13 protein-coding genes and 2 pseudogenes are annotated in these 21796 nt (G+C 58.5%); 7 read left to right on the forward strand and 8 right to left on the reverse strand.

What is annotated here, in order from left to right; genetic code table 11:
- Nucleotides 1-286: 286 nt before the first annotated feature.
- Both CK222_RS30580 and CK222_RS33490 read left to right on the forward strand, forming a co-directional pair.
- Nucleotides 287-2392, forward strand: coding sequence for a recombinase family protein (locus CK222_RS30580; protein WP_095802889.1), 2106 nt, complete (start codon nt 287-289; stop codon nt 2390-2392).
- 4 nt (nt 2393-2396) lie between these two features.
- Nucleotides 2397-2564 (forward strand): annotated as a pseudogene (locus CK222_RS33490) (ATP-binding protein); the annotation flags it as partial.
- An 889-nt stretch (nt 2565-3453) separates the two neighbouring features.
- On the opposite strand, the gene CK222_RS30595 reads toward CK222_RS33490, so the two are convergent.
- From CK222_RS30595 to CK222_RS30630, 8 genes are read right to left on the reverse strand one after another with little or no spacing between them, the layout of a single operon-like run.
- Complete coding sequence (locus CK222_RS30595) at nt 3454-4263, reverse strand: SDR family oxidoreductase (protein WP_095802890.1); 810 nt, start codon at nt 4261-4263, stop codon at nt 3454-3456.
- An 11-nt stretch (nt 4264-4274) separates the two neighbouring features.
- Nucleotides 4275-5057: an SDR family oxidoreductase gene (locus tag CK222_RS30600; RefSeq protein WP_095802891.1), complete on the reverse strand. Its 783-nt coding sequence runs from the start codon at nt 5055-5057 to the stop codon at nt 4275-4277.
- Nucleotides 5058-5095: 38 nt separating this feature from the next.
- Nucleotides 5096-7543, reverse strand: a complete 2448-nt coding sequence (locus CK222_RS30605) for an FAD-dependent oxidoreductase (RefSeq protein ID WP_095802892.1) — start codon at nt 7541-7543, stop codon at nt 5096-5098.
- 12 nt (nt 7544-7555) lie between these two features.
- Nucleotides 7556-8569, reverse strand: coding sequence for an alcohol dehydrogenase catalytic domain-containing protein (locus CK222_RS30610; protein WP_141247171.1), 1014 nt, complete (start codon nt 8567-8569; stop codon nt 7556-7558).
- The gene (locus tag CK222_RS30615; RefSeq protein WP_095802904.1) at nt 8566-10089 is read right to left on the reverse strand and encodes an aldehyde dehydrogenase; all 1524 of its coding nucleotides are present in this window, start codon (nt 10087-10089) and stop codon (nt 8566-8568) included. Before CK222_RS30615 ends, CK222_RS30610 begins: the two co-directional genes overlap by 4 nt.
- 14 nt (nt 10090-10103) lie before the next feature.
- The gene (locus CK222_RS30620; RefSeq protein ID WP_210201961.1) at nt 10104-10856 is read right to left on the reverse strand and encodes a class II aldolase/adducin family protein; all 753 of its coding nucleotides are present in this window, start codon (nt 10854-10856) and stop codon (nt 10104-10106) included.
- A 37-nt stretch (nt 10857-10893) separates the two neighbouring features.
- Nucleotides 10894-11778, reverse strand: coding sequence for a dihydrodipicolinate synthase family protein (locus CK222_RS30625; protein WP_095802894.1), 885 nt, complete (start codon nt 11776-11778; stop codon nt 10894-10896).
- 29 nt (nt 11779-11807) lie between these two features.
- Nucleotides 11808-13181: an FAD-binding oxidoreductase gene (locus CK222_RS30630; RefSeq protein ID WP_095802895.1), complete on the reverse strand. Its 1374-nt coding sequence runs from the start codon at nt 13179-13181 to the stop codon at nt 11808-11810.
- Between the two features lie 1475 nt (nt 13182-14656).
- On the opposite strand from CK222_RS30630, the gene CK222_RS30635 reads away from it, so the two are divergent.
- The 5 genes and pseudogenes from CK222_RS30635 (at nt 14657) to CK222_RS30655 (ending at nt 21393) form a co-directional block, all read left to right on the forward strand.
- Nucleotides 14657-15535, forward strand: coding sequence for a LysR substrate-binding domain-containing protein (locus tag CK222_RS30635; RefSeq protein ID WP_095802896.1), 879 nt, complete (start codon nt 14657-14659; stop codon nt 15533-15535).
- A gap of 1076 nt (nt 15536-16611) precedes the next feature.
- Entirely contained in the window at nt 16612-17121 is a 510-nt protein-coding gene (locus CK222_RS32765; protein ID WP_210201962.1) for a sterol desaturase family protein, read from the forward strand.
- 57 nt (nt 17122-17178) lie between these two features.
- A complete protein-coding gene (locus tag CK222_RS30645; protein ID WP_095802897.1) occupies nt 17179-17502 on the forward strand; it encodes a 2Fe-2S iron-sulfur cluster-binding protein in 324 nt (107 codons plus the stop codon).
- Between the two features lie 61 nt (nt 17503-17563).
- A pseudogene (locus tag CK222_RS30650) lies at nt 17564-18797 on the forward strand (FAD-dependent oxidoreductase).
- A gap of 946 nt (nt 18798-19743) precedes the next feature.
- Complete coding sequence (locus CK222_RS30655) at nt 19744-21393, forward strand: ABC transporter substrate-binding protein (RefSeq protein WP_095802898.1); 1650 nt, start codon at nt 19744-19746, stop codon at nt 21391-21393.
- Nucleotides 21394-21796: the final 403 nt, after the last annotated feature.

Below are 21796 nucleotides of genomic sequence, written 5' to 3' on the forward strand. Positions count from 1 at the left end.
AATCGCTGTCCGCGAATTACTGAAATCACTGTCCGGGATTTAGCGAAAAGGGTGTCCGGGAATTACCGAAACACGCAGTCGAGGAGGTGATTCGCGATGAACATACAGTCGAATCTGTACCGCGTAGCGTCCCAGTCCCTCACCGAACTTCCGAACCCGAGTATCCCCACGCCGCCAAGTCTTTGGCTCGACCTGCCCGTGGAGAGGCAGAAGCAGATCGCGCAGGGCTTCGCGCGACTTCTCTTGCGGAGGCGATCGACGGGCGCGCCGATCAAGGCGGATCGGCATGCTGAGAGCATCGAATAGACCGGACGAGTGCGTCACTGCTGCGCATCGCGGCAAGCTCGCTTACATCTACGTCCGCCAGTCTTCCGTGAACCAGGTGCGGCATCATCAGGAAAGCACGGAGTTACAGTACCGTCTCGTCGATCGCGCGGTAGCTCTTGGCTGGCCGCATGAGCGTGTGCATGTCATCGACGAAGATCTTGGCAAATCCGGAGCCGGGACCGTCGATCGGGTGGGCTTCAAGAAGCTGATTGCCGAGATCGGACTGGGCAATGCCGGTCTCGTCATCAGCCTCGATGCTTCCCGGCTTGCCCGCAACAACCGCGACTGGCATCAACTCCTCGATTTGTGCTCGCTCTTCGGCGTCATCATTGCCGACGGCGAACGTCTCTACGATCCCTGCGCTTATCATGATCGCCTGCTGCTCGGTTTGTCCGGCATCATGAGCGAAGCGGAGTTGCACCAGATCAAGCAGCGCCTCCATCAGGGCGAGCGTCAGAAGGCGGCGCGTGGTGAACTACGTCTCCCCGTTCCCGCCGGATTGGCGCATGATCGCTCGGGTGAGATCATTCTCAATCCCGATGAGCAGGTGCAGGCCAGGCTCGGCCTCGTCTTCGCCAAATTCCGCGAGCTTCACAGTGCGCGGGCCGTGATGCGCTATCTGCGAAAGAACGATCTGCCGCTTCCCGTGCGTCCCGTCCTCGGCCCGGCGCCGCACGATGTGGTGTGGCGCCAGGCCGATAGCCCGCGAGTGTTGAGCATTCTCCAAAATCCTGCCTATGCCGGAGCGTATGTCTATGGCCGCCGGCGGGTGGATGGCGGGCGGATTAGCCATGGCGTTTATCGCCCGAAGACGACCAAGGTCCCGATCGCCGACTGGGAGGTTTGCCTTCAGGCTGCCCATCCTGGTTATATCGGCTGGGAGGAGTTCATGGAGAACCAGAGGCGACTGGCCAACAACATCAACCGCTACGAAGCCGGCCATTCGGGCGTGCCACGCAAGGGAGCGGCACTGCTGCAGGGCATCACCGTTTGTGGACGGTGCGGGCGCCGGATGAGCCTGCGCTACAGTGGTCCTGCGGGCGACTACCCGGTCTATACGTGTCGCGCCGACCGCCATCACGAGGGCGGGCCGCTATGCCAGGAAGTGCGTGCATTGCCCGTCGATGCGCACGTCGAAAGCATCCTGCTCGAGGCCTTGAGGCCGGACAAGATCGCCATCGCCATCGCCGCCCTGGGCCAGATCGAAGAGGAGACGCATCAGCTTGAGCGGCAGTGGGCGCTGCGGCGCGAGCGGGCGCGCTATGAGGCGGAAAGAGCGCGGCGCCAATATGATGCGGTCGAGCCGGAGAACCGTTTGGTGGCGCGTTCACTGGAGCGCGTCTGGGAAGAGAAGCTTCGCGCCGCCGAGGCGATCGAACAGGATTATGAACGGTGGCGGCAGGACGAGCCGCTGGTCTTGAACGAGCCGGATCGCGAGGCGCTGCAAAGGCTGGGCGAAGATCTGCCCGGCATCTGGCACTCGCCTGCGACGACGGCGGCCGAGCGCAAGGGTATTCTGCGCCTCATCATTGACGAGGTCATCCTCGACCAGAAGCGCTTCCGGGGCCAGGTCTGGTTCAAGATCCTGTGGCAGACGGGAGCGACAAGCGAGCACTCTCTCCAAAGGCGGGTCCACACCTACGGCGACTACATTGATCTGGAGCGGCTGCGGCGCCGCGTGATCGAACTCAATGCCGCGGGCAAAATGGACAAGGAGATTGCTGCGACCTTGAACGCGGAAGGCTTTGTCGCAGCACGCGGTTGCCCATTCAAGGGTGAGAATGTCTGGCTTCTGCGGACACGCTGGGGCATCCCCACCGTCAAGATCAACGGCACGAGCGCCAATCCCGATCGATGGCCGGACGGATCGTACTCTGTTCAAGGGGCGGCGGCTGCCTTGGGCGTCACACCACAAACCGTCTTCGACTATCTCGCACGTGGCTGGTTCGAGGGACACCAGCTAACGAAGGGGCAGCCGTGGCAAATCGAACTCTCAGACGACCAGATCAACACGCTGCGGGCGCGGATCGCACGCAACAGACGATCAAGGAAGGAGGTATCATGACAACTTCGGTGACCCCGCCATGACGCTTGCCGCCGTCGACCGCCTCGTCCATCACGCCACCATCTTCGAGATGAATGTCGAGAGCTACAGGCGCCGCGAGGCCATGGAGCGAAAGCGTGGCCCGGGACGCCCCGCGTCCTATGCCACACCCGCCAACAGCGTCGCTGATTGACGCGCCGCGACAATCAAACCGACAAACCCTCTTGCGCGCGACAATCAATGCCGCGATCATCACCTCCGCCGCGACACCAGATTCTCATCCAGATTGTCGCGCGCTTCTCATCAGAATTGTCGCGCCACAGTCGAGATTGGGGATGCGCGTCGCTTCGATAGGCCGCCGCCGCAGTTGATGGTCTTTCTCGGCTCCTGGGGGCGCTCGAATCGGTTACACGGTTCGCCGGTCGAGCCGCGCATCGCCTATAGGCTTTGATGACCTGCTCCATGAACCATGGTTGGCACGACGGCGCGCAACTGATCATCCAGGCGGTGTAGTCGCTGGCCGCGTCCTCGATCGCGTCGATCTTCTCCTGGAAACCTGGAAACGATCTGCTGCGCGGTCTGCTCGAAGCTCGGGCGGACAAGCCAGCGCCGGTGCGCTAATGTCCAAAGACCGCCGTTCTCGTAGTTCCGTCCATGTCGCAGGAGGAAGGAAAGTAGCTGCTGGCGTTTGCGGCGAAGGTCGTCGGCTGCGGCTTCCCGGTCCCGAACATCATGGCGGACAGCTTCGTGGACCACATGCGGCACCCGTAGTCCCGGTCAGCTCGCCAGGCCATGCAGCCGCGCCGGCATAACCGCGTCCCACCGGCTGGCCTAGACGCGCTCGCCCGGCCGCTTCGGGATCAGAGCCGGCGCAACCACCACGGTAGCAACCGCGTCCATCACTGGACGTACAGCCCTCAAGGCGCCCTGCGGAAATGCCTATAGCCACGCAGATTGGGTGACAGAGATAAACCACAGCTCCCTACCGCGATACCCGATGCCGGCATCGGCAGACGCTGGGATGACGACTAATGGTAACTCCCAAGCGCCCTGCCTGATCGAGGATGTTTTCGCACATCGGCCTATGCGACGCAGTTCAACCCTCCATCCACATAAATTTCCGACCCGGTGATGTAGGCTGAATCCTCGCTTGCCAGGAACAGAGCGGTCCGAGCTATGTCCCACGCCGTGCCGGTTCGTTTCATCGGAACGCGTCCAGCGCGTGCCTTGGCCAAAGCGTCAAAATCGATCTCAGCCTCGGCCTTCCCGCTTGTCTGAATGGTTGCGTCCCTCGCCATGGGCGTGTCGATGATTCCCGGGAGGATTGAGTTTGCGCGGATACCCCTATCGGCATAAGTGGCCGCAAGATTTCGGGTGAATGATACAACGGCTCCCTTCGAGGTGTTGTAGGCGATGTAGGGCGCACCGAGATTGCGGAAGCCGGAGATTGACGAGATGTTAATGATCGATCCCGATCCCTGCTTAAGCATTTGCGGCAAAGCATGCTTACAAGGCAAGAAAAACGCCTTGGTATTAATGTTGAGTATACGATCCCAGTCCTCGACAGTCGTACTTTCTGGACTTCCTGCTTTGAGAATTCCTACGTTATTGTGAAGCACGTCCAAGGTGCCGAATGCGTCAACGCACGCGGCTACCATGGCTTGGACCGACTGTTCATCGGTTACGTTTCCTACGAAGATTTCCGTCTGTCCGCCCTCACCCCGAATTATACCCGCAGTCTGCTCCACAGCATCCTTGTTCAGATCCGCTATCAGAACCTTGGCGCCCTCGCGAGCGAAGAGCACGGCAGCAGCCTTTCCGTTACCCCACCCTGGGCCCATGGACCCAGCGCCAGTGACGAGAACTGCCTTACCATCAAGACGACCAGCCATAGGTGTTCTCCTCAAACGCTGTGAAGGAAGTGGCTCATGCCGCCGTCGACAAATAGCAGCTGGCCGTTGACGTAGGACGATGCAGTGGACAGAAGGAACACGGTTGGGCCGCCCAGCTCTGAAGGGTCGCCCCAACGTGCGGACGGCGTGCGGACCTTGATCTTGTTCGCAAATGTTTCGTCCGCGAGCCGTTCCTTGTTGATCTCGGTGACGAAATACCCGGGAGCGATCGCGTTGACGCGTATACCGAAGGCTCCCAGTTCAGCTGATGCGGCCCTGGTGAACCCTACAATCGCGCCTTTGGCCGAGGTGTAGTTGCAAATTCCGGCGCGCGGGCTGGAGAACGCGATCGACGAGATATTTATGATGCGGCCTCGATCCGCGGCATCCACTTTCCGCATTTCAGCGGCTGCCGCCTGTGTCAGCAAGAACGGCGCAATCATATGCACCGCCATCATTCGCTCATACGTATCGACGGTTTCGTCCCAGATGGCGTTGTGCAGCAGCATGCCTGCGTTGTTCACGAGCCCCCAGATACTGCCGTGACGCTGAATGATCGTGGGGATCGCTGCAGTGACAGCATCGCGATCGGCCATTTCGAACGCCAAGTAGTCAGCTTTCAAGCCTCTCGCCTCGAGTTCTTCCTTTCGCGCCTTCCCGGCAGCTTCGTTGCGCCCATGCAGCACCACTGTTGCACCAGCCTCTGCAGCAGCTTGGGCCGACGCCCAACCCAGCCCACGCGTGGACCCGGTAATGAGGACGACTTTGCCGTCGAGTGAGAATTGGTTGTTCATAGAACTGCAGCTCCAAGCTTCTGAATTTGTCAGGGGTTTCAGGCGCGCATGCGCTCTGATGTCGGGTCGTAGAATGGCTTAAGGCTGGCCTTCGCTGGTTCAGGGCGGCCATTGACCTGGATGGCAAATTTGCCGTTGGCCATAAATTCGGATGTGACGGCCTCGTCGGCGCTCACATAGCCCATGCCGATTGCTGCCCCCAGGTGGTGCGCAAAGTTCCCGGACGTCAGGTATCCGACTGGCTTGCCGTCCATGAGGATCGGCTCGTTGTGGAAAAGCAGTGGCTCCGAGCTCTCCAGAAGGAAGCAAGCCATCCGCTTCTTGCCGATCCCGGCGGCCTTTTGGTCGACGAACGAATCGCGCCCGATGAAGGGGGTGTTCTTGTTTGGCTTGGCCGTGAAGGCCAACCCGGCTTCCACGAGGTTATCCTCGTAAACGATATCGTGGCCCCAGTGGCGGAAGCCCTTCTCCATGCGTAACGCGTCCACCGCGTGCATGCCGGCAGGACGCAGGCCGAAGCCTTTTCCCGCTACCAGAAGCGCATCGAGGAAGGCCAAGGCGTCCTGGACCGGAATGTAGATCTCCCAACCAAGCTCGCCGACATAAGAGATCCGCTGAGCCCAAAGCCGCACACCGCCCGCGCTCATCCAGCGTCCGGTGCCGAAGCTGAAGTGTTCATTGGAAAGGTCTTCTTCGGTCATGGATTGGAAAACCGCGCGAGCATTCGGGCCCTGGAGCGCGATTACCCCGAACTCATCGGTGATATCGGTGATTTCAACATTCTCCTCTTTCGCGACATGCGTCAGCAGCCAGGACCAGTCCTTCACATGGCTGCCGCAGGGAGTGGCGATCATGAACTCGTCTTCGCCCAACTTCACCACGGTCAGATCCGCTTCGATCCCACCGCGTTCGTTCAACCATTGGGTATAAACCAGCTTGCCAATCGGCACCGCGACGTCGGCACAGCAGAGCCGCTGCAGGAGAGTCTCGGCGTCACGGCCCGTGACTTTGAACTTGGCCAAGGAAGTCAAATCGTAGAAGCCGACGTTCTCGCGAACGTTGTTATGCTCCTGTGCTGCATACGGGAACCAGTTCTGGCGGCCGTAGCTATACTCATACTCCGGTTTGACGCCCTTTGGCGCATACCAATTCGGACGCTCCCAGCCTGCGACCTCGCCATGTACCGCGCCCAACTCAACGAGACGGTCATAGAAAGGCGATTTGCGGATGCCTCGACTGGAGCGATACTGATAGTAGGGCCAGTGCATGGCGTAGGAGCGCTCGAGCGCTTCGGCCACCCGGTTCTCCAGATATGTCTCATCGCCCTGGAACGGCATGGCGCGGCGGCAATCGCTTTCCCAGACATCCATGGGCGGATAGCCAAGGTCTATCCATTCAGCCATCACCTTGCCGATACCGCCGGCGCCGCCAATGCCACGGCTGTTGAAGCCGCAGGCAACAAAGAAGTTCTTCAGAAGCGGCGCTTCGCCCATCAGGTGCTGATTGTCGGTGGTGAAGCTCTCCGGGCCGTTGAAAAAGGTCGAGATGCCAATCTTCTCCAGCACCGGATACCTGATCATGGCCCGTTCGAGATACTTCTCGAAATGCTCGATCTCGTAAGGCAGTTGGCCGAAACCGAAATCGGCGGGCACCTTAGACATCGGCAGCGGATTGGCATTGTCCTCGAAGAAGCCGATCAGGAGCTTGCCTGCGTCCTCCTTGAAATAGACTCCGTGATCCAGGTCGCGCATGATCGGGAGTTTGCCGGGCAAACCCGGAATCGGCTCGGTCACGACATAGTAGTGCTCGCAGGCAAACAGCGGCAGCACCACCCCGACTTGTTTCGCCAGGTCGCGCGACCACATGCCGCCGGTCAGAACCACCTTCCTTGCCCGGATCGTGCCGTGGTTGGTCTCCACGCCCGTCGCCTGGCCGCCGTCCGTCAGGATCCTGGTGACGGTCACGCCCTCGCGGACGGTAGCGCCATTCATGCGCGCACCCTTGACCAGAGCCATGGTGACATCGATCGGGTTGGTCTGGCCGTCCTTGGGCAAATGGAGCCCGCCGACCAGATCGCCTGTGTCGATGCCGGGATAAAGTTCCCCAAGAGTTTTTGGCCCGACCACCTCGACTTCCACCCCAAACACTCGTGCCATCTCGGCAGTGCGCGTCAATTCCTCAAGCCGCGCCGTGGTCTGCGCAAGCGAGATCGACCCGTTCCGCTTGTACCCAGTCGCCTGCCCGGTCTCCGCTTCGAGTTCCTGATAGAGCCGGTGCGAATACGCGCCGAGCTGGGTCATGTTCTTTGTGGGCCAAAGCGTGCCGACGAGACCCGCAGCATGCCAGGTTGTGCCGCATGTCAGCCGGTCGCGCTCCAGGAGCAGGACATCGGACACGCCGCGCTTGGCCAAGTGGTAGGCGATCGACGCGCCGCCAATGCCGCCGCCGATGATGACTACTTGTACTTCTTCCGGAAGAGTGGACATTATTGCTCTCGTTCAAGGTTTCAGCGCGACATGAACCAGCCCGCCAGAGTGCCGGACGCTGTGCTTCATCGCGGCCACGATTTGGCCGGTATCGAAAGTTTCAGCGCGGAAAGCCGACAGATCGATCGCGCCCGCAGCGATTAGTGCCAGTACATCTGCGGCCAATCCGTGAGGGAACCAGAACGAGCCCACCACGCTGTTGCTATTGCGCATCAACAGGCTTGTGTTGAAGGCTGCGCGCGAGGTCAGGGCACCGACAAACGCGATGTTGCCGAAGCGACGCAGCCGTTCGGATAGAGCCACCGATGTGGAGGCGTTCTCGCCTCCGGCACAGTCGAGGACGAAGTCCAGCGGGGATTGATCATCCGCATCTTCCACCACGATGCGGCTGTCCAGGGCAGCCACCTGCTGAAGAACCGCAGTCCTCCGTCCGACAAGCCGCACTTGGGCGGCTCCAATCGCCAACGCCACGGAAGCGGCGGAGGTGCCGAGCAGACCAGCCGCACCGTTGATTGCGACGACCCCGCCCGGCTGGAACACCCCTCGCCTGAAACCAGCCAACGCAGTAGCGAACCATCCCAGCCGGCACAGAATTTCTGGCGCCGCACCGACGCCTTCGGGAATGGGAGTAAAGCAATGTTCCGGACCGACAAATTCCTCGGCGAAGGTGCCGTTCGACCATTTGGCGAGATGCCGGCTTGCGGCCGGGGCCAGCCCGAAGCAGCCGATGAATCCATGGTCGGCCTCGGATCCAGGGCCTTCGATATACATGTCGCAATAGACAGACTGACCGCGACGCAACGAGCAGTCCGGATCGGCTGTTTCCTCGACGACGCCAATCGCGCACTGACCGGGAGTGAACGGTCGCGGAGGCGTCTGCCAGCTACCCGAAGGCAGATGCTCGAAATATGGTGGCAAGAACGCTGCCTGGATCCGGACACGCACGGCGCCCGAAACGAGCGCGGGACGTTCGATATCCCGCGCAACGAACTGCGAACTTTGTTCGACGACTCGGACCGATTTCATCGTTTACTCTCCGGGTCGGGCCGGGCCGGAGGCGCCAGGTTCATCCACACGGTCTTCACCTCGGTGTATTGCTCATGCGCCTCCAAGCCATTGTCGCGCCCCCCAAAGCCCGACTGCTTGAAGCCGCCGAAGGGGGTTGATATTTCGCCTTCGGAGTAGCAGTTCACAGAGACCGTGCCCGCGCTCAGCCCCCGTGAAAGCTTGTGAGCCTTGCCCAGGTCCGTGGTGTAAAGCGACGCCGTCAAGCCATATTCTGTATCGTTGGCCAGCTCGATCGCATGATCGTCGTCCCGCGCTTCGGTGATGGTAAGAACGGGTCCAAAGATTTCCTCGCGGTAGATGGTCATATCGGGCGTGACCCGGTCGAACACTGTCGCCTCGATGAAATAGCCTGGGCGATCCAGCTGGTTGCCGCCGCAGGCGAGTTTCGCACCCTCGGCGCGTCCCTTCTCCAGATACTTCTTGATGTTGTTGCAGTGGTTTGCGCCAATGACCGGGCCAAGCTGGGTCGATGGATCCAGAGGATCGCCAAGCTTCCAGCTCCTGCAAGCGGCGACGACCTTCTCGACCAATTCGTCCTTGATTGCCCTGTGAACGATCAGCCTGCTGTTCGAGGCGCAGTTCTGGCCCATGTTGGTCAGAATTGAGAACGCCTGCTGCTCGGCCACGAAATCGAGGCTAGGCGCATCGGCCAGCACCACGGCGGGGTTCTTGCCGCCCAACTCAAGCACTATTCGCTTGAGGTTCGAGCGTCGCGAATAGTCCAGGAACATTCGCCCGACTTCGGTGGAACCAGTGAACGAAATGATTCGGACGTCCGGGTGAAGTCCGAGCGCCTCTCCAACCTCAACCGACCCGGTCACGACGTTCAGGACACCCGCCGGAATCCCGGCCTCGACCGCCAACTCGGCCATCCGAAGTGCAGACAAAGTCGTCATCTGCGATGGCTTCAGCACCACGGAGTTGCCGGTCGCCAATGCCGGACCAAGCTTCCAGCCAGCCATGAGCATCGGGAAATTCCAAGGAAGCACGAGGCCGACCACACCCAGCGGTTCGCGTACGATCATCCCCAGCGCGTTGCTGTCGGTCGAAGCGATCCTGGAGAAAAGCTTGTCCTGGGCTTCAGCATGCCAAGCGATCGTGCTCGCCGTGAACGGCACGTCAACCGTCAAACAGTCGGTAATCGGCTTGCCGGAATCCAGACTTTCGAGAACTGCCAGTTCCTGCAGGTTCCTGTTGATCAGCTCCGCAAAACGCTGCAGCACTGCCTTGCGTTCAGACGGGTGTTTGTGCGACCAGACGCCGGACTGGAACGTGGCCTTCGCCGCCGCGACAGCGGCATCCACGTCGGATAAGCTGCAGCCCTCGATTTCCGCAAGACCTTCGCCGGTGGCCGGATTGACGCTCTTGAATGATCTTCCGGCCGTAGTGTTGCGGTAATCGCCGCCGATGAAGGGCCGTGAAGGCAGCCTTAGCGCAGCAGCGATCGAGAGGGCGTCGTCACGAGTCAAATTCGTCATGGAAGTTCCCATTCTTAGGCAGCGACAGCCGACTGCAGCCGATAACCCGGGTCTTCCTTGTCAAGGATGGAGACGAGGGCACGAAAGTGCCCTTCGGAGAACCCTTGGTATTCTCGCCACTGACGCGCCGTTCTAGCGGCTACTTCATGCGGCAGACGCCTAATTGGCTGCCCGGTGGAATGGGCCAGCACGAGATTCATGCAGGCGCGTTCGAGATGATAGAGCGCATCGAAGGCATGAGCCACGCTGGGACCCACCACCATCACGCCGTGCCCGCCAAGAAGCATGACGTCCTTGTCACCAAGCAGCCGGGCGACGCGTGCCGGCTCCTCGAAATCGACGAACATTCCGCCATAGTCTTTGTCGTAGGCTACGTTGCCATAGAACCGCGCCGAATTCTGGCAGATCGGCAGGATTTCGGGATCTCCCAGGCAGCTCCAGGCGGTCGCATAAGGCATGTGGGTGTGCAGAATGCACCGCGCCCGCGGGATGTTTCTATGAAGGTACGAATGCAATTCCCACGCTGTACGGTCTGGCGCGTGGGGACCCGTCGGCGCCTCATTCGAGGCCGAACTGAGCAGGAGCAAATCGCGCGCCTTGATCTGCGAAAAATGCGCCATGTTCGGGTTCATGAGAAATCGACCGCCCTCCTCATCGATCGCGACCGAGAAATGGTTCGCAGTCGCCTCGTGCAAACCGAGACGCGCGGTCCAGCGAAACGCTGCGGCAAGATCGTTGCGCAAGCGGGCTTCTTGGCTATTCATCATCGCGATTCCAGACTGAGAGGTCGTGCTGGCCGTTCAGCTAGGCTGCCCTCGCCAACTGCAAAGACTTGAGAGCCGCTCCGATTTTTACCTCTTCGTCCGGGCCGACCTCGCAAACGGGCGCGCGCACAGTGCCACCGTCAAAGCCCATCTGGCGCGACGCCGCCTTCACAGCCGGGATATAATCGTTCTGCCAGCAGTAGGCGACGATAGGGAACATTGACGCCCACAGCTTCAGGCCCTCGGCGTGTTTGCCACTGTCGATTAGGTTGAAGAGTTGGACCGCCTCACGCGGGAAGATATTGGCGCAGCCCCAAATCGTACCCGCCGTACCCAACATGAAGGAGAACGGTGCGTTGGGATCAGCGCCGTTCAGGATGTTACCACCACACGCCAACAGCGCCTGCTGCTTGCATAGATCGCCTGAGCTGTCCTTGATGAAGTTAAAATTGTCCAGTTGAAGCAAGCGCGTATAGAGCTTAGGAGTGAGCTCGATCCCCGTCGCCCCGGGAATATTGTAGCCGATGACGTCTATCGAGACTTCCTTGCAGACGGCTTCATAGAACGCGAAAATACCGTCATCGTGCTTTGGGCCCTCAAAAAAGGGCGGCAGGATCATCAGCGCATCCACGCCCGCATCTTGGGCAGCCTTGGAGCGGCGGATCACCTCTTGCAGGTTCAGCGCAGAGGTTTGGGCGGTTATTGCGGCACGACCATCAATCCGCTTCACGCCAGTTGCGAACAGCTTGTTGCACTCTTGTTCGGTGAGATAGGCATGCTGCCCGGTTCCGGAGCTGAGCACGAAACCATGCATGCCGGTTTCCAGATACTGGTCGAGCAGCTTGTCCCAGCGCGCGAAATCGATCGACCCGTCCTTATGGAAGGGGGTCTGCATCGCCAGATTGATTCCTCTCAGATTAGCCATGTTCGTAACTCCTGAATTGCTAGCCGCAGCTATACTTCACGCCCGGCTCTCCAGAGCCGGTATCTGGTCGAATATCGGACGCCAAGCGAGGTGATGAGCTTTGGATAAGCAGGGCTCGGCCTCGCCTTGTTCTGCAGAATGCGAATGGACTTGCTGTCCTGACCGCAGGCGAGCTCGGCTACAGCTTTTCCGTAAATTGCGCCGCGGGAAACCCCGGTCCCGTTACAAAAGCCCGCCCCGAAGACCCGGTCACTCAGTTGACCAAACACGAAACCGCCGTTCTGGGCCAGGCTAAGGGCGCCCCCCCAGGTGTATTCAAAGCCGATCGAAGATATTTCGGGGAAGCGGCGATCGAACGATTTCTGATGGCTGCGTTTGGCGCGGGCGATCTGCGTTCGCGTGGTGTGGAAATGGTCGGCGTAGTCGTAGATGTTGCGAATGAAAAGCCGATTGTCGGCGGTCCTGCGCACTGTGGTCCCGAAGCTCTCCGCCGGGATCAAGCCGTAGGTGGCTCGCCCACCGATCCTCGCGCTTTCCGCAGTCGTCAAAGGACGGGTCATGCTCGCGTATGTGTAAACCGGGATGGCACTATTCTCGTAGAAGCCAAACTCTGAGATGAATCCATTGTTGGCCAGGATGATGTGCTTGGCATGGATCTCACCATTAGCCGTGCGTAGGACATGGCGCGGGGAGCCATACACGACCTCAAGGATTGGCGTCCTCTCATAGACTTTCGCGTTGTCCCCGAGATTGGCCGCGATACCACGGAGCAAGGCTGCTGGCTGGAGCAGTACAGTGCCGGGGGTGTGCAGACCTCTCGTATAGTACGAACTTCCAACCATCTCTTTCATCTGGCGGGCGTCGTACCATTGATATTCCGCTCCGATCCGATCAAGTGCGAGAGCAAAGGTCTTAAGACAAGCCTCGCCTCTCGTCGTCACGGCCGAGTGCGTCTTTCCTTCAGGGCTCCAATCGCATTTGATGCCGTACCTCTCCACGGCATCCCGCAGATAGGCTATGCCCTCCAGATTGATGTCACGCTCCTCGATATTGCCCTTTTCATCTTCAACAAAATTCGCGTTGCGCGGGTTGTGCGCAAGATCGATCGCGTAGCCAGCGCAACGCCCCGCGGCGTTGTTGCCGATCTCAACAGCATCCACCAGCAGAACCGAATCCTGACGACGAAGCTCTGCTATGCGCCTGGCAGCGCTAGTTCCAAACCAGCCGCCACCCACTACAACCCAGTCAGCGTCCACCCTACCGGACAGCGGGGCAGCCAGATTTACATCCAGCAAATTCGCGAACCACCCGCTGACGCTCAGTTCAGAGGGCAAGTTGGTGACTTTGACTGTCCTCCTGGGCAAAGAGGAAGCATCTTGAATGAAGGTCTCAGGAAGAGCCATGGGTGAACATTCTATGTAAAAATATACTTGTGACGCCGCGGTCGCTCACCGGAGCGGACGCGCAGCTAGACAAGGTGACCGTATAATTATTTTTGCCATTTGGAGAGGTCAAAACTGAGCTCTCGCGCCTTCATTATTTTGCCGCTGCTATAGAGACAATTTATGTATCAGTGCGCGCCTCCCCTACTCACCGGGGTCCGATCACGTCCGCTCCCCAAGCCGCACCGCGCAATGCTGCCGTTAATGAACATGATCCAGCGATAAAGCGGCGCGGCGAATTTGTTCTGGTTGCGAATTCCTGACGGGTTCCACTCGCCGGATTTCCCTCGACCTGGTCAACTTCATCCCTCCGCTGCAATCTGAGCTTGATTGGGCGCGTCGCTTCGGCGCGAGCGCGGTGCCGATCAGAGATTCGACAGCGTGCAATATCTTGCATCTCGGAATGCTGCGGCGATCTGAGTGATCCCTGGCCTCACGCTGCCACTCTTCATCAACCAGATGGTATGCGAGCAAAGTTCTTCACCCATTCGACTAACTCACCACCAGGCCGACAACATTCCCGCCGAGGAAAAGGCCAACGGGAATGAGATCGGCCGCATTATCGCTGATGTCAGATTCCGCGGCCACAATGCACCGACAGCCACAATTTCAGAGTTCACCGCCAATAATCAGGGCGCGTCACCCCGGCCATCGAGCGCCAGATGCTCCCGCTCCGCGACCGAGCCCGTGAGCGGCCATACGCAAAACTGAACACCGGACGCCGCAACTACCTCGCTGGCGAGAGCGTGATGCTGTCAACGCCATCTTGGCTCCCGCTACAACTTCGCTCGTGCCCAAGCGGTTCAGGCATCTGTGGACGCCCCTTCGGACGCAAGCGGTTTTTTGGCGGTGGCCACGATGTCGGTTGCTGCCATCTGTCCGGCCTCCTGATGCAGCCATCGGCTGCGGGCCCGTATGGAAGTTCGGGGACTGGATCCACATGAGCTTTCCGCGCTCGGGTAGCGCTCTGCCATTCCCTGGTTTTCCCAGCCCCGTCTCGCCGACGTTGTGCCACACCCTCCTCAGACCGACCTCGCGATCCCGACAGCCCCTGACGTCGATCCCCCGGCTTACGCCGGGATACCGCCGGCTCGATAAATTCCGCCCTTCGCCAGAGGAGCCAGTTGGCAACAGTGCCTTGGTTTCTAGCAGTTTTGCGACCGTCACGTTCGCCTCTGTAGGATTGAACAGCTCACGCTGTCATGCTCCAGGTTTAGAGGAGTTGCGCAGGGGTTTCTCACCCCGCCGGATTGGGCAGCACCTTTGAGTTTCCCTTGCAATCGAACTTGTTGCCAATTACCCTGAGCCGATCAAGATAAGCAGCGCTGGCCTTTCACCTTTGCAAATATATCCATCAGAGTTGAACCAATGTTTCTCGTTTCGACCTGATTTCAAGGAGAAGAGCGATCGTCCGCAAATACTATAATCTCCCCCCATTGACGACTTTGGCTGTTTTTGCGGCGACTGCTCGCAATGCTAACTTTAAAAGCGCGGCGGATGAAATGAATGTAACTGCCGGCGCTGTAAGCCGGCAGATAAAGGCGCTAGAGGATGAACTCGGTCTCAAACTGTTCATCCGACATAAAGATGGAGTTCAACTGACCGCGGCTGGGCAAGATTTGTTCTCAGAGGTAGCCGCTAGTCTGTCGCGTTGCTCTGAAGCGGTTCAGGCCTTAAGGATCGAAAAAAACGAAGAAATTGTCACTATCGGGTGTACTGACGCTTTCGCAACGCACTGGTTAATGCCGAGGATGGAAGATTTTTGGGCTAAATTTCCACAGATTGTGGTCAATCATTTTATATCGGATCAAGTCCGCGACTTTCGTAACGCCGAAGTCGATCTCTTTGTGAGACCTGCAGCAGGAATATGGCCAAACGAAAGCACCGAGGCGCTGTCCAAAGACCTCATCTATCCTGTTTGTGGCGTGGCCTTTGCAGAAAACCATCGCTTTACCAAGCCAGCAGACTTGTCCGGCCTTCCTCTACTTCATGTGGATTGGAACAACCCTTATTGGCCCCGGTGGCACGATTTTCTTCAAAACGCGTCTGTTCCCTACCAAGGATTGCGCGGGAGCAGGTTCAACAGATATTCGGCTCTCCTCACGGCGGCCGAGGCAAATCAAGGCCTCGCACTAGGATGGGATTCGCTGGTCAGACCGATGGTGCACCAAGGACGGCTCGTCCGGTTTTCCGACGTCGCTATGCGTGATCCTGTCGGCTTTTGTCTAGCTTGGAACAACAGGAAACCCCTCTCGAAGCCGGCGTCAACAATGCGCGGTTGGCTATTGGACCAGGCACACGCTGCAGCCTTGTAGGTCCGTTGGCAGCCGCGCCCGTCCACGCGTCGTAGCTGGCCGCCAAATGCGCACGTTCGGGTGTCTTACCTTCTTGACGAACATATTTGAGCGTTTGCGCCGCCCAGTTCGATCTTGGCCGCGAACAACCAAACCGGCTCCAGCACGGCCGATGCTCGCGCACGTGATCTGGACCATCCGCATTGGTTGGGCGCGTACCAAGGAAACTGGCGTCTTGCTCGCCAGGATCCACACTCGCGAGGGTGGGGCTCCTGCAAAGTCGCGCCGCAGTTCGCTACATTAACTCAACTCCGGTTGAGTTTATTTTCCTTTGGGCAGCGCCACCCGCATCTTATGCTCTCTCTCGCAATACCAAAACAAGGAAGCGCAAGGTGCTGCAGTTCCAGGAGCAAGGTGGAGCTTGAACGGATGGAGGCGCTGGACGCGTTTCAATCATCGGCGCGTGATGGCTCTGTTCGCTACCCCGACCTGACGATTGCTAAGAGGACCCGGTGCCGGCCAAATTGCGGCCCTCGGCTCGGCGGACGGCGCCGTTACGCATGCAAGGCAGCGAAGCATAGGTGAGTGACTTTCATGACACATGACGCAACGAAGCCGGATATCACGCTTCCGGGAAAGTCGACTTGGAACTACCACCCCAACCTTCCGCTTGAGGATCAGTCGCTGTTTAACTTGCAGCGCGGACCGATCCTCGGGATCAAGCTACTGTGGAACTCCTGGCTACCGATATCTGACCGGTTGCTCGTGGTTGGCCTCTCATTCCTGACATGGTTCTACCTATCGCCTTCTTTGGAAACGGCGCGAACTTTTGCTTTCAAGTGGATCGCGGCCGTTTACCTGCGCAACCTCGCCCTGATGGTTCTCGTGGCAGGAGGAATGCATCTCTACCTCTATACTTTCAAAAGACAAGGCAATCGCTTTAGGTATGATATCCGTCCATTCCACACAAGAAACTCGCTATATACATTCAACAGCCAATTCTTTGACAACGTTTGTTGGTCAATTGGCAGCGGAGCAACGATCTGGACCGCATATGAAATTCTTGGTCTCTGGGCATACCTAACGGATATGCGCCGATGCTCGGTTTCTCCGAACATCCTGTTTGGTTCGTCCTTTGGTTCGTGCTTTTGCCGATATACGGCGTGTTTCACTTTTACTGGATCCATCGGTTCCTGCATTGGGCACCGGTATACAATAAGGTCCACTCTATACATCACCGAAACGTAAATGTTGGCCCCTGGTCTGGCATGTCGATGCACCCGGTCGAGCATATCGTATATCTGAGCTCTGCTGTGATCCATCTGTTGATCCCCTCCCATCCAATACACTTCATTTTCCAGGTACAACAGAAGGTGCTTTTGGCTATCACCTCGCACGGTGGATACGAAGCCGTAACTGCCGGTCAGAACAGCGACGCCGGACTGAAGGTGGGGGACTTCTTCCATCAACTGCACCATCGCTACTTCGAGTGCAACTACGGTGAGCCCGAAGTGCCGTGCGATAGATGGTTCGGCACTTTCCACGATGGCACGGAAGAGGCTACGGCCCGCACCCGGGCCCGGTTGAAAGAAATGCGAAAGAAGTAGTACGCCGGCACCTTGCGCCTGTTTGTCAGCCTACCAGTACAGTTTAGGAAGATCGTGATGATCAAGATTACTTACGTTGAGCATAATGGCCGGGAGCATGTTGTGGACGTTCCTCGCGGCGCCAAGGTCATGGAGGGAGCCCGAGACAATGGCATCCCCGGTATCGAGGCAGATTGCGGCGGAGCCTGTTCCTGCGCAACTTGTCACGTCTATGTCGACGAGAGCTGGGCGGGCAAGCTCCCACCGAAGGAGGCGATTGAACAGGACATGCTGGACTTCGCCTACGAGGCTGATCCTGCCCGTTCGCGGCTAACCTGCCAGATCAGGGTCAGTGATATGTTGGAGGGACTGATCCTTCACATGCCCGAAAAACAGGTGTGAGTCGTCAGACGATCGTCGAACGCTTGGGCAGGTTAGTCCCATCTGCGGAAGGAATTATTTCATGGCCGGCATTGTCGTCGTCGGTGCCGGTCAAGCAGGAGCATCGCTCGCAGCCAAATTGCGCGCCTTGGGGTACGACGGGCCGGTAACGCTTATTGGCGACGAGCCCGCGCCGCCCTACCAACGGCCACCACTGTCCAAGGGCTATCTTCTTCGAGACATGGACCTGGAGCGGCTTTACCTTCGCGCGCCCTCCTTCTGGAAAGAGAATGAAATCAATCTCATATTGTCTGCACCTGTGACCTTGATCGATCGCGTTTCCAAGACTGTGCGAGTGGGCAGTGAGCCAATCCCCTACGACAAGCTGGCGCTGACCACAGGCTGCCGCCCCAAGCAGATAACGTCCGCTGCGGGGGGTGACTTGAAGGCGTGTACACGATTCGAACGCTCGCCGATGCCGACGCGATGGCGACAGAATTCCAGTCGGGACGGAAGCTGCTTATTATCGGTGGCGGGTATCTCGGGCTCGAGGCCGCCGCCGTCGGGGTCAAGCTTGGGCTTGAGTTTACGCTGATTGAGATGGCGCCCCGGATTCTCCAACGCGTGGCGGCGCCCCCAACGTCCGACTATTTCCGCGAGTTGCACTGCAGCCACGGCGTTAATATCCTTGAGAATATAGGAATCCAGCGCCTGACGGGCGACGGCCGAGTGTCCGGCGCAAATCTCTCCAACGGCATGAAGATTTCAGCCGACTTCGTCATAGTCGCCATCGGAGTGACGCCAAGAACCAGCATTGCTGAGGATGCGGGACTCGAGATCGAAAATGGGATCCGAACCGACGCTCAGGGCCTCACGTCGGATCCAAACATTTGGTCAGCCGGTGAATGTGCTTCCTTTCCCAATGAGGGAAGACGCGTCCGACTTGAAAGCGTAGGCAATGCGATCGATCACGCTGAACTGGCCGCCAAAAACATGCTGGGTGCGTCCGAGAACTATGAGGCCAAACCTTGGTTCTGGTCAGATCAATATGACGTCAAACTGCAGATAGCGGGCTTGAACACAGGTTACGATCGGATCGTCATGGGCGGTCACTGTCCATCTGGTAATACAGTCGGGGACGGCTCCTGGCTGTCGATGCAATGAACGAGCCGCGCGCCTACATGGCCGGCAAACGGATTATAGATGCTGGGCAGACCGTTGCACCTGAGCATGTGGCCGATCCTTCGAAGGATGCCAAAGCTCTGTTGTCACATGCCACGGTTTGTGAGGTTCCTCCACCGCAGCAAGACCTGTAGCGCCGCAAGGCCGATTTGCTGCCAACGTTGCGTTTGCCACCAGGGCGCGACATCTATGCGACTGCTTTCAGGGCGCTTTTCAATCTGGCCTTCGCACTCGATGCTCAAATGGCGAAAAGCTACCACCGCAGCCGTCACTAAGCTCGGCGTACACTGTCGTGTCACCGGCAGAGCGCCGACAGACCAGTCATTCAACTCGAAAGACCGCGAAGGTCCTTGGGCCTAGATCTCGGCTGACCTGCTCTCCTCGTCCCGCGGGCGATTTTGCCAGCAAAGGCCGCGTGGGTTGTCGTCCCTGTCGGCGATGCAGAGATTAGTCTTGCTCGGGGGCAGGACGGGCACAGCTTCGGAAGTCACCTTTGGTCTGATAGCCTTTCGGATTGATGCGCAGCAGGCAGTGACGCACGTGGATCGTCCAGCAGTTAACGTCCCGATGCTTAGAATTCATCGATCATCTTACTAACGACCCGCAAGCCGGGTTGGGAAAACCTGTGTCGCAGCTCTCGAAACCGGTGTCACTGCCCATCCTATAGGATGCTCGGCGGTCGCATCCGATGGCGACGGCTGATCGCTATGTTCCCTCAGGAAAGCTGCCGCCCCAAGCATCTTGAGCGCAAAGCCTCCGCCAGCGCGAGAGGCATAAACTGCGATTATATCGGTCGGCTTTTTTTCGCCTTCAGAAGCCCGTAATCACAGCATATGATTTTACTTATATTCATCGGCGACTTCTCTGAGGCAAAGCCGGCAATTTGCGATTCATTAGCTGAGCATCATCTCGGACCAGATGAGGTACTGCGACAGGCATCTTGGAACCGCTGGTAGAGTTACTCGCGAATGCCCGTTGACCCGCGTTTTCAATACTGGAATTCAGCGCGGGATGTCACCGCATACACGCTAATTGTCGCAAAGGCATATCAACATAACAGAAGCGTAAAGGGGAAAGCACATGGGAATTTTCAAAAGCAACGGCGAGCGGGTTCCAGCTGCCATTAAGGCCATGGCGGCAGAAGCGCGTGCAGGTCGTATGGATCGGCGTGAATTTCTCGCTCTCGCGACTGCTTTCGGCGCATCTACCGCAGCTGCCTACGGCATGATTGGTCTTGCAGCGCCCACCGAAGCCGCGGCTGACGAGGCGAAGAAGGGCGGAACGCTGCGCGTTTCAATGAACGTTAAAGGTCAAAAGGATCCTCGGACCTATGACTGGACAGAAATGTCAAACGTCACACGCACCTGGCTCGAGCCGCTCGTCCGCTATACGCGCCAGTTCACCTTCGAGCCGGTCCTGGTGGAAAGCTGGGACGTTAACGACGACGCCACTGAGTACACGCTGCATCTGCGCAAAGGTGTCACTTGGAACAACGGAGATGCTTTCAGCGCCGAGGATGTGGTCGCCAACCTGACTCGCTGGTGCGAGAAAGATGTCTCGGGCAATTCCATGGCGGCACGTGTCAGTGGGTTGGTCGACACCAAGACGGGCAAAGCCAGGGACGGTGCGATCACTAAAGTCGATGACCACACGGTCAAATTGAAGCTCTCCGCGCCCGACATCACGCTCATTGCGGGGTTCACCGACTATCCGGCGCTGGTCGTACATCGCGACTTCGACAAAGACGGCGCCGACCCGATCAAGAAGCCCGTCGGTACCGGAGCTTTCGAACTGGTGTCCTACGACGTTGGCCAGAAGGCGGTGGTCAAGCGCCGCGAAAACGGCAAGTGGTGGGGTGGCGATGCGTCCCTCGACACCGTCGAGTTCATCGATTACGGCGCCGATTTCAATGCCTCGGTGAACGCTTTCGATTCCGGTGAGATCGACCTTAATTTCGAGACGCCGTCGGACTTTATCGAGATCTTGGACAAGACTGGCCTAGTCAAGTCCGAAATCGATACAGCGACTACCTTGATTTGTCGAACGAATACGACACACAAGCCCTACGACGACAAGCGAGTGCGCAACGCGCTGCAGATGGCAGTCGACAACAACGTCGTACTGCAGCTCGGCTACAATGGGCATGGCACGGTCGGCGAGAACCACCATGTGAGCCCCATTCATCCAGAGTACTATCCGCTCCCGAACAAAGCGCGCGATATTGCGGGTGCCAAGAAGCTCATGCTGGACGCCGGACAGGCCGATTTCGAGCACGAGATAATTTCGGTCGACGACGAATGGCAGAAGAACACCGGTGACGCCATCGCGGCTCAATTGCGCGAAGCTGGTATTAAGGTCAAGCGTACCGTTATACCGGCCTCGACCTACTGGAACGATTGGAACAAATACCCCTACTCCACAACCCAATGGTACATGCGCCCTCTCGGTGTCCAGGTCCTCGCATTGGCGTACCGGACCGGCGAAGCTTGGAACGAGACGGCTTACTCCGATCCTAAGTTCGACGCCAAACTCAAAGATGCGTTGTCGCTGACAGACGTTGCCAAACGCAAGGAGGTCATGAAGGACGTCGAGCAGATCCTTCAGGATTCCGGCATTATGATCCAGCCGTTTTGGCAGAAGCTCTACTGCCATATGAACAACAAGGTAAAGAACTACGCTATGCATCCGACTTACACAATGGAGTTCCAGAACGTCTGGCTCGACGCCTAGGCTCAGGACCTATTAATTTAATTTGGTTTGAGGTGCGATTCACGGTTTCCGATGAAGGAGATCGTGAGGGGCGATTTGTTTCTGCTTAGCGAGCGCCAGATGGCGCGGATATCTCCGCATTTTCCACTGTCGCATGGCGTCCCACGTGTTGATGACCGGCAGGTGGTAAGCCGGACCGTCAACGTGATCAGGACGGCCTGCAGCGGAAGGAAGGGCCGACGGGGCTACGGCCCGCACAACACGCTCAACCGCTTCATTCGCTGGAGTCGGCTGGGCTGTTCGACCGCATCTTTGCCGGCCTTGCCGGCGAAGGGCCGAAGCACGAGCCCATCTTTGATCGACGCGACGCATCTTTTCACTGGCGAGGGCGCCGGTCGGCTGACCAGCAAGTCGCGACGGCAGT

It is taken from the genome of Mesorhizobium sp. WSM3866, assembly GCF_002294795.1.
Taxonomy (GTDB): Bacteria; Pseudomonadota; Alphaproteobacteria; order Rhizobiales; family Rhizobiaceae; genus Mesorhizobium.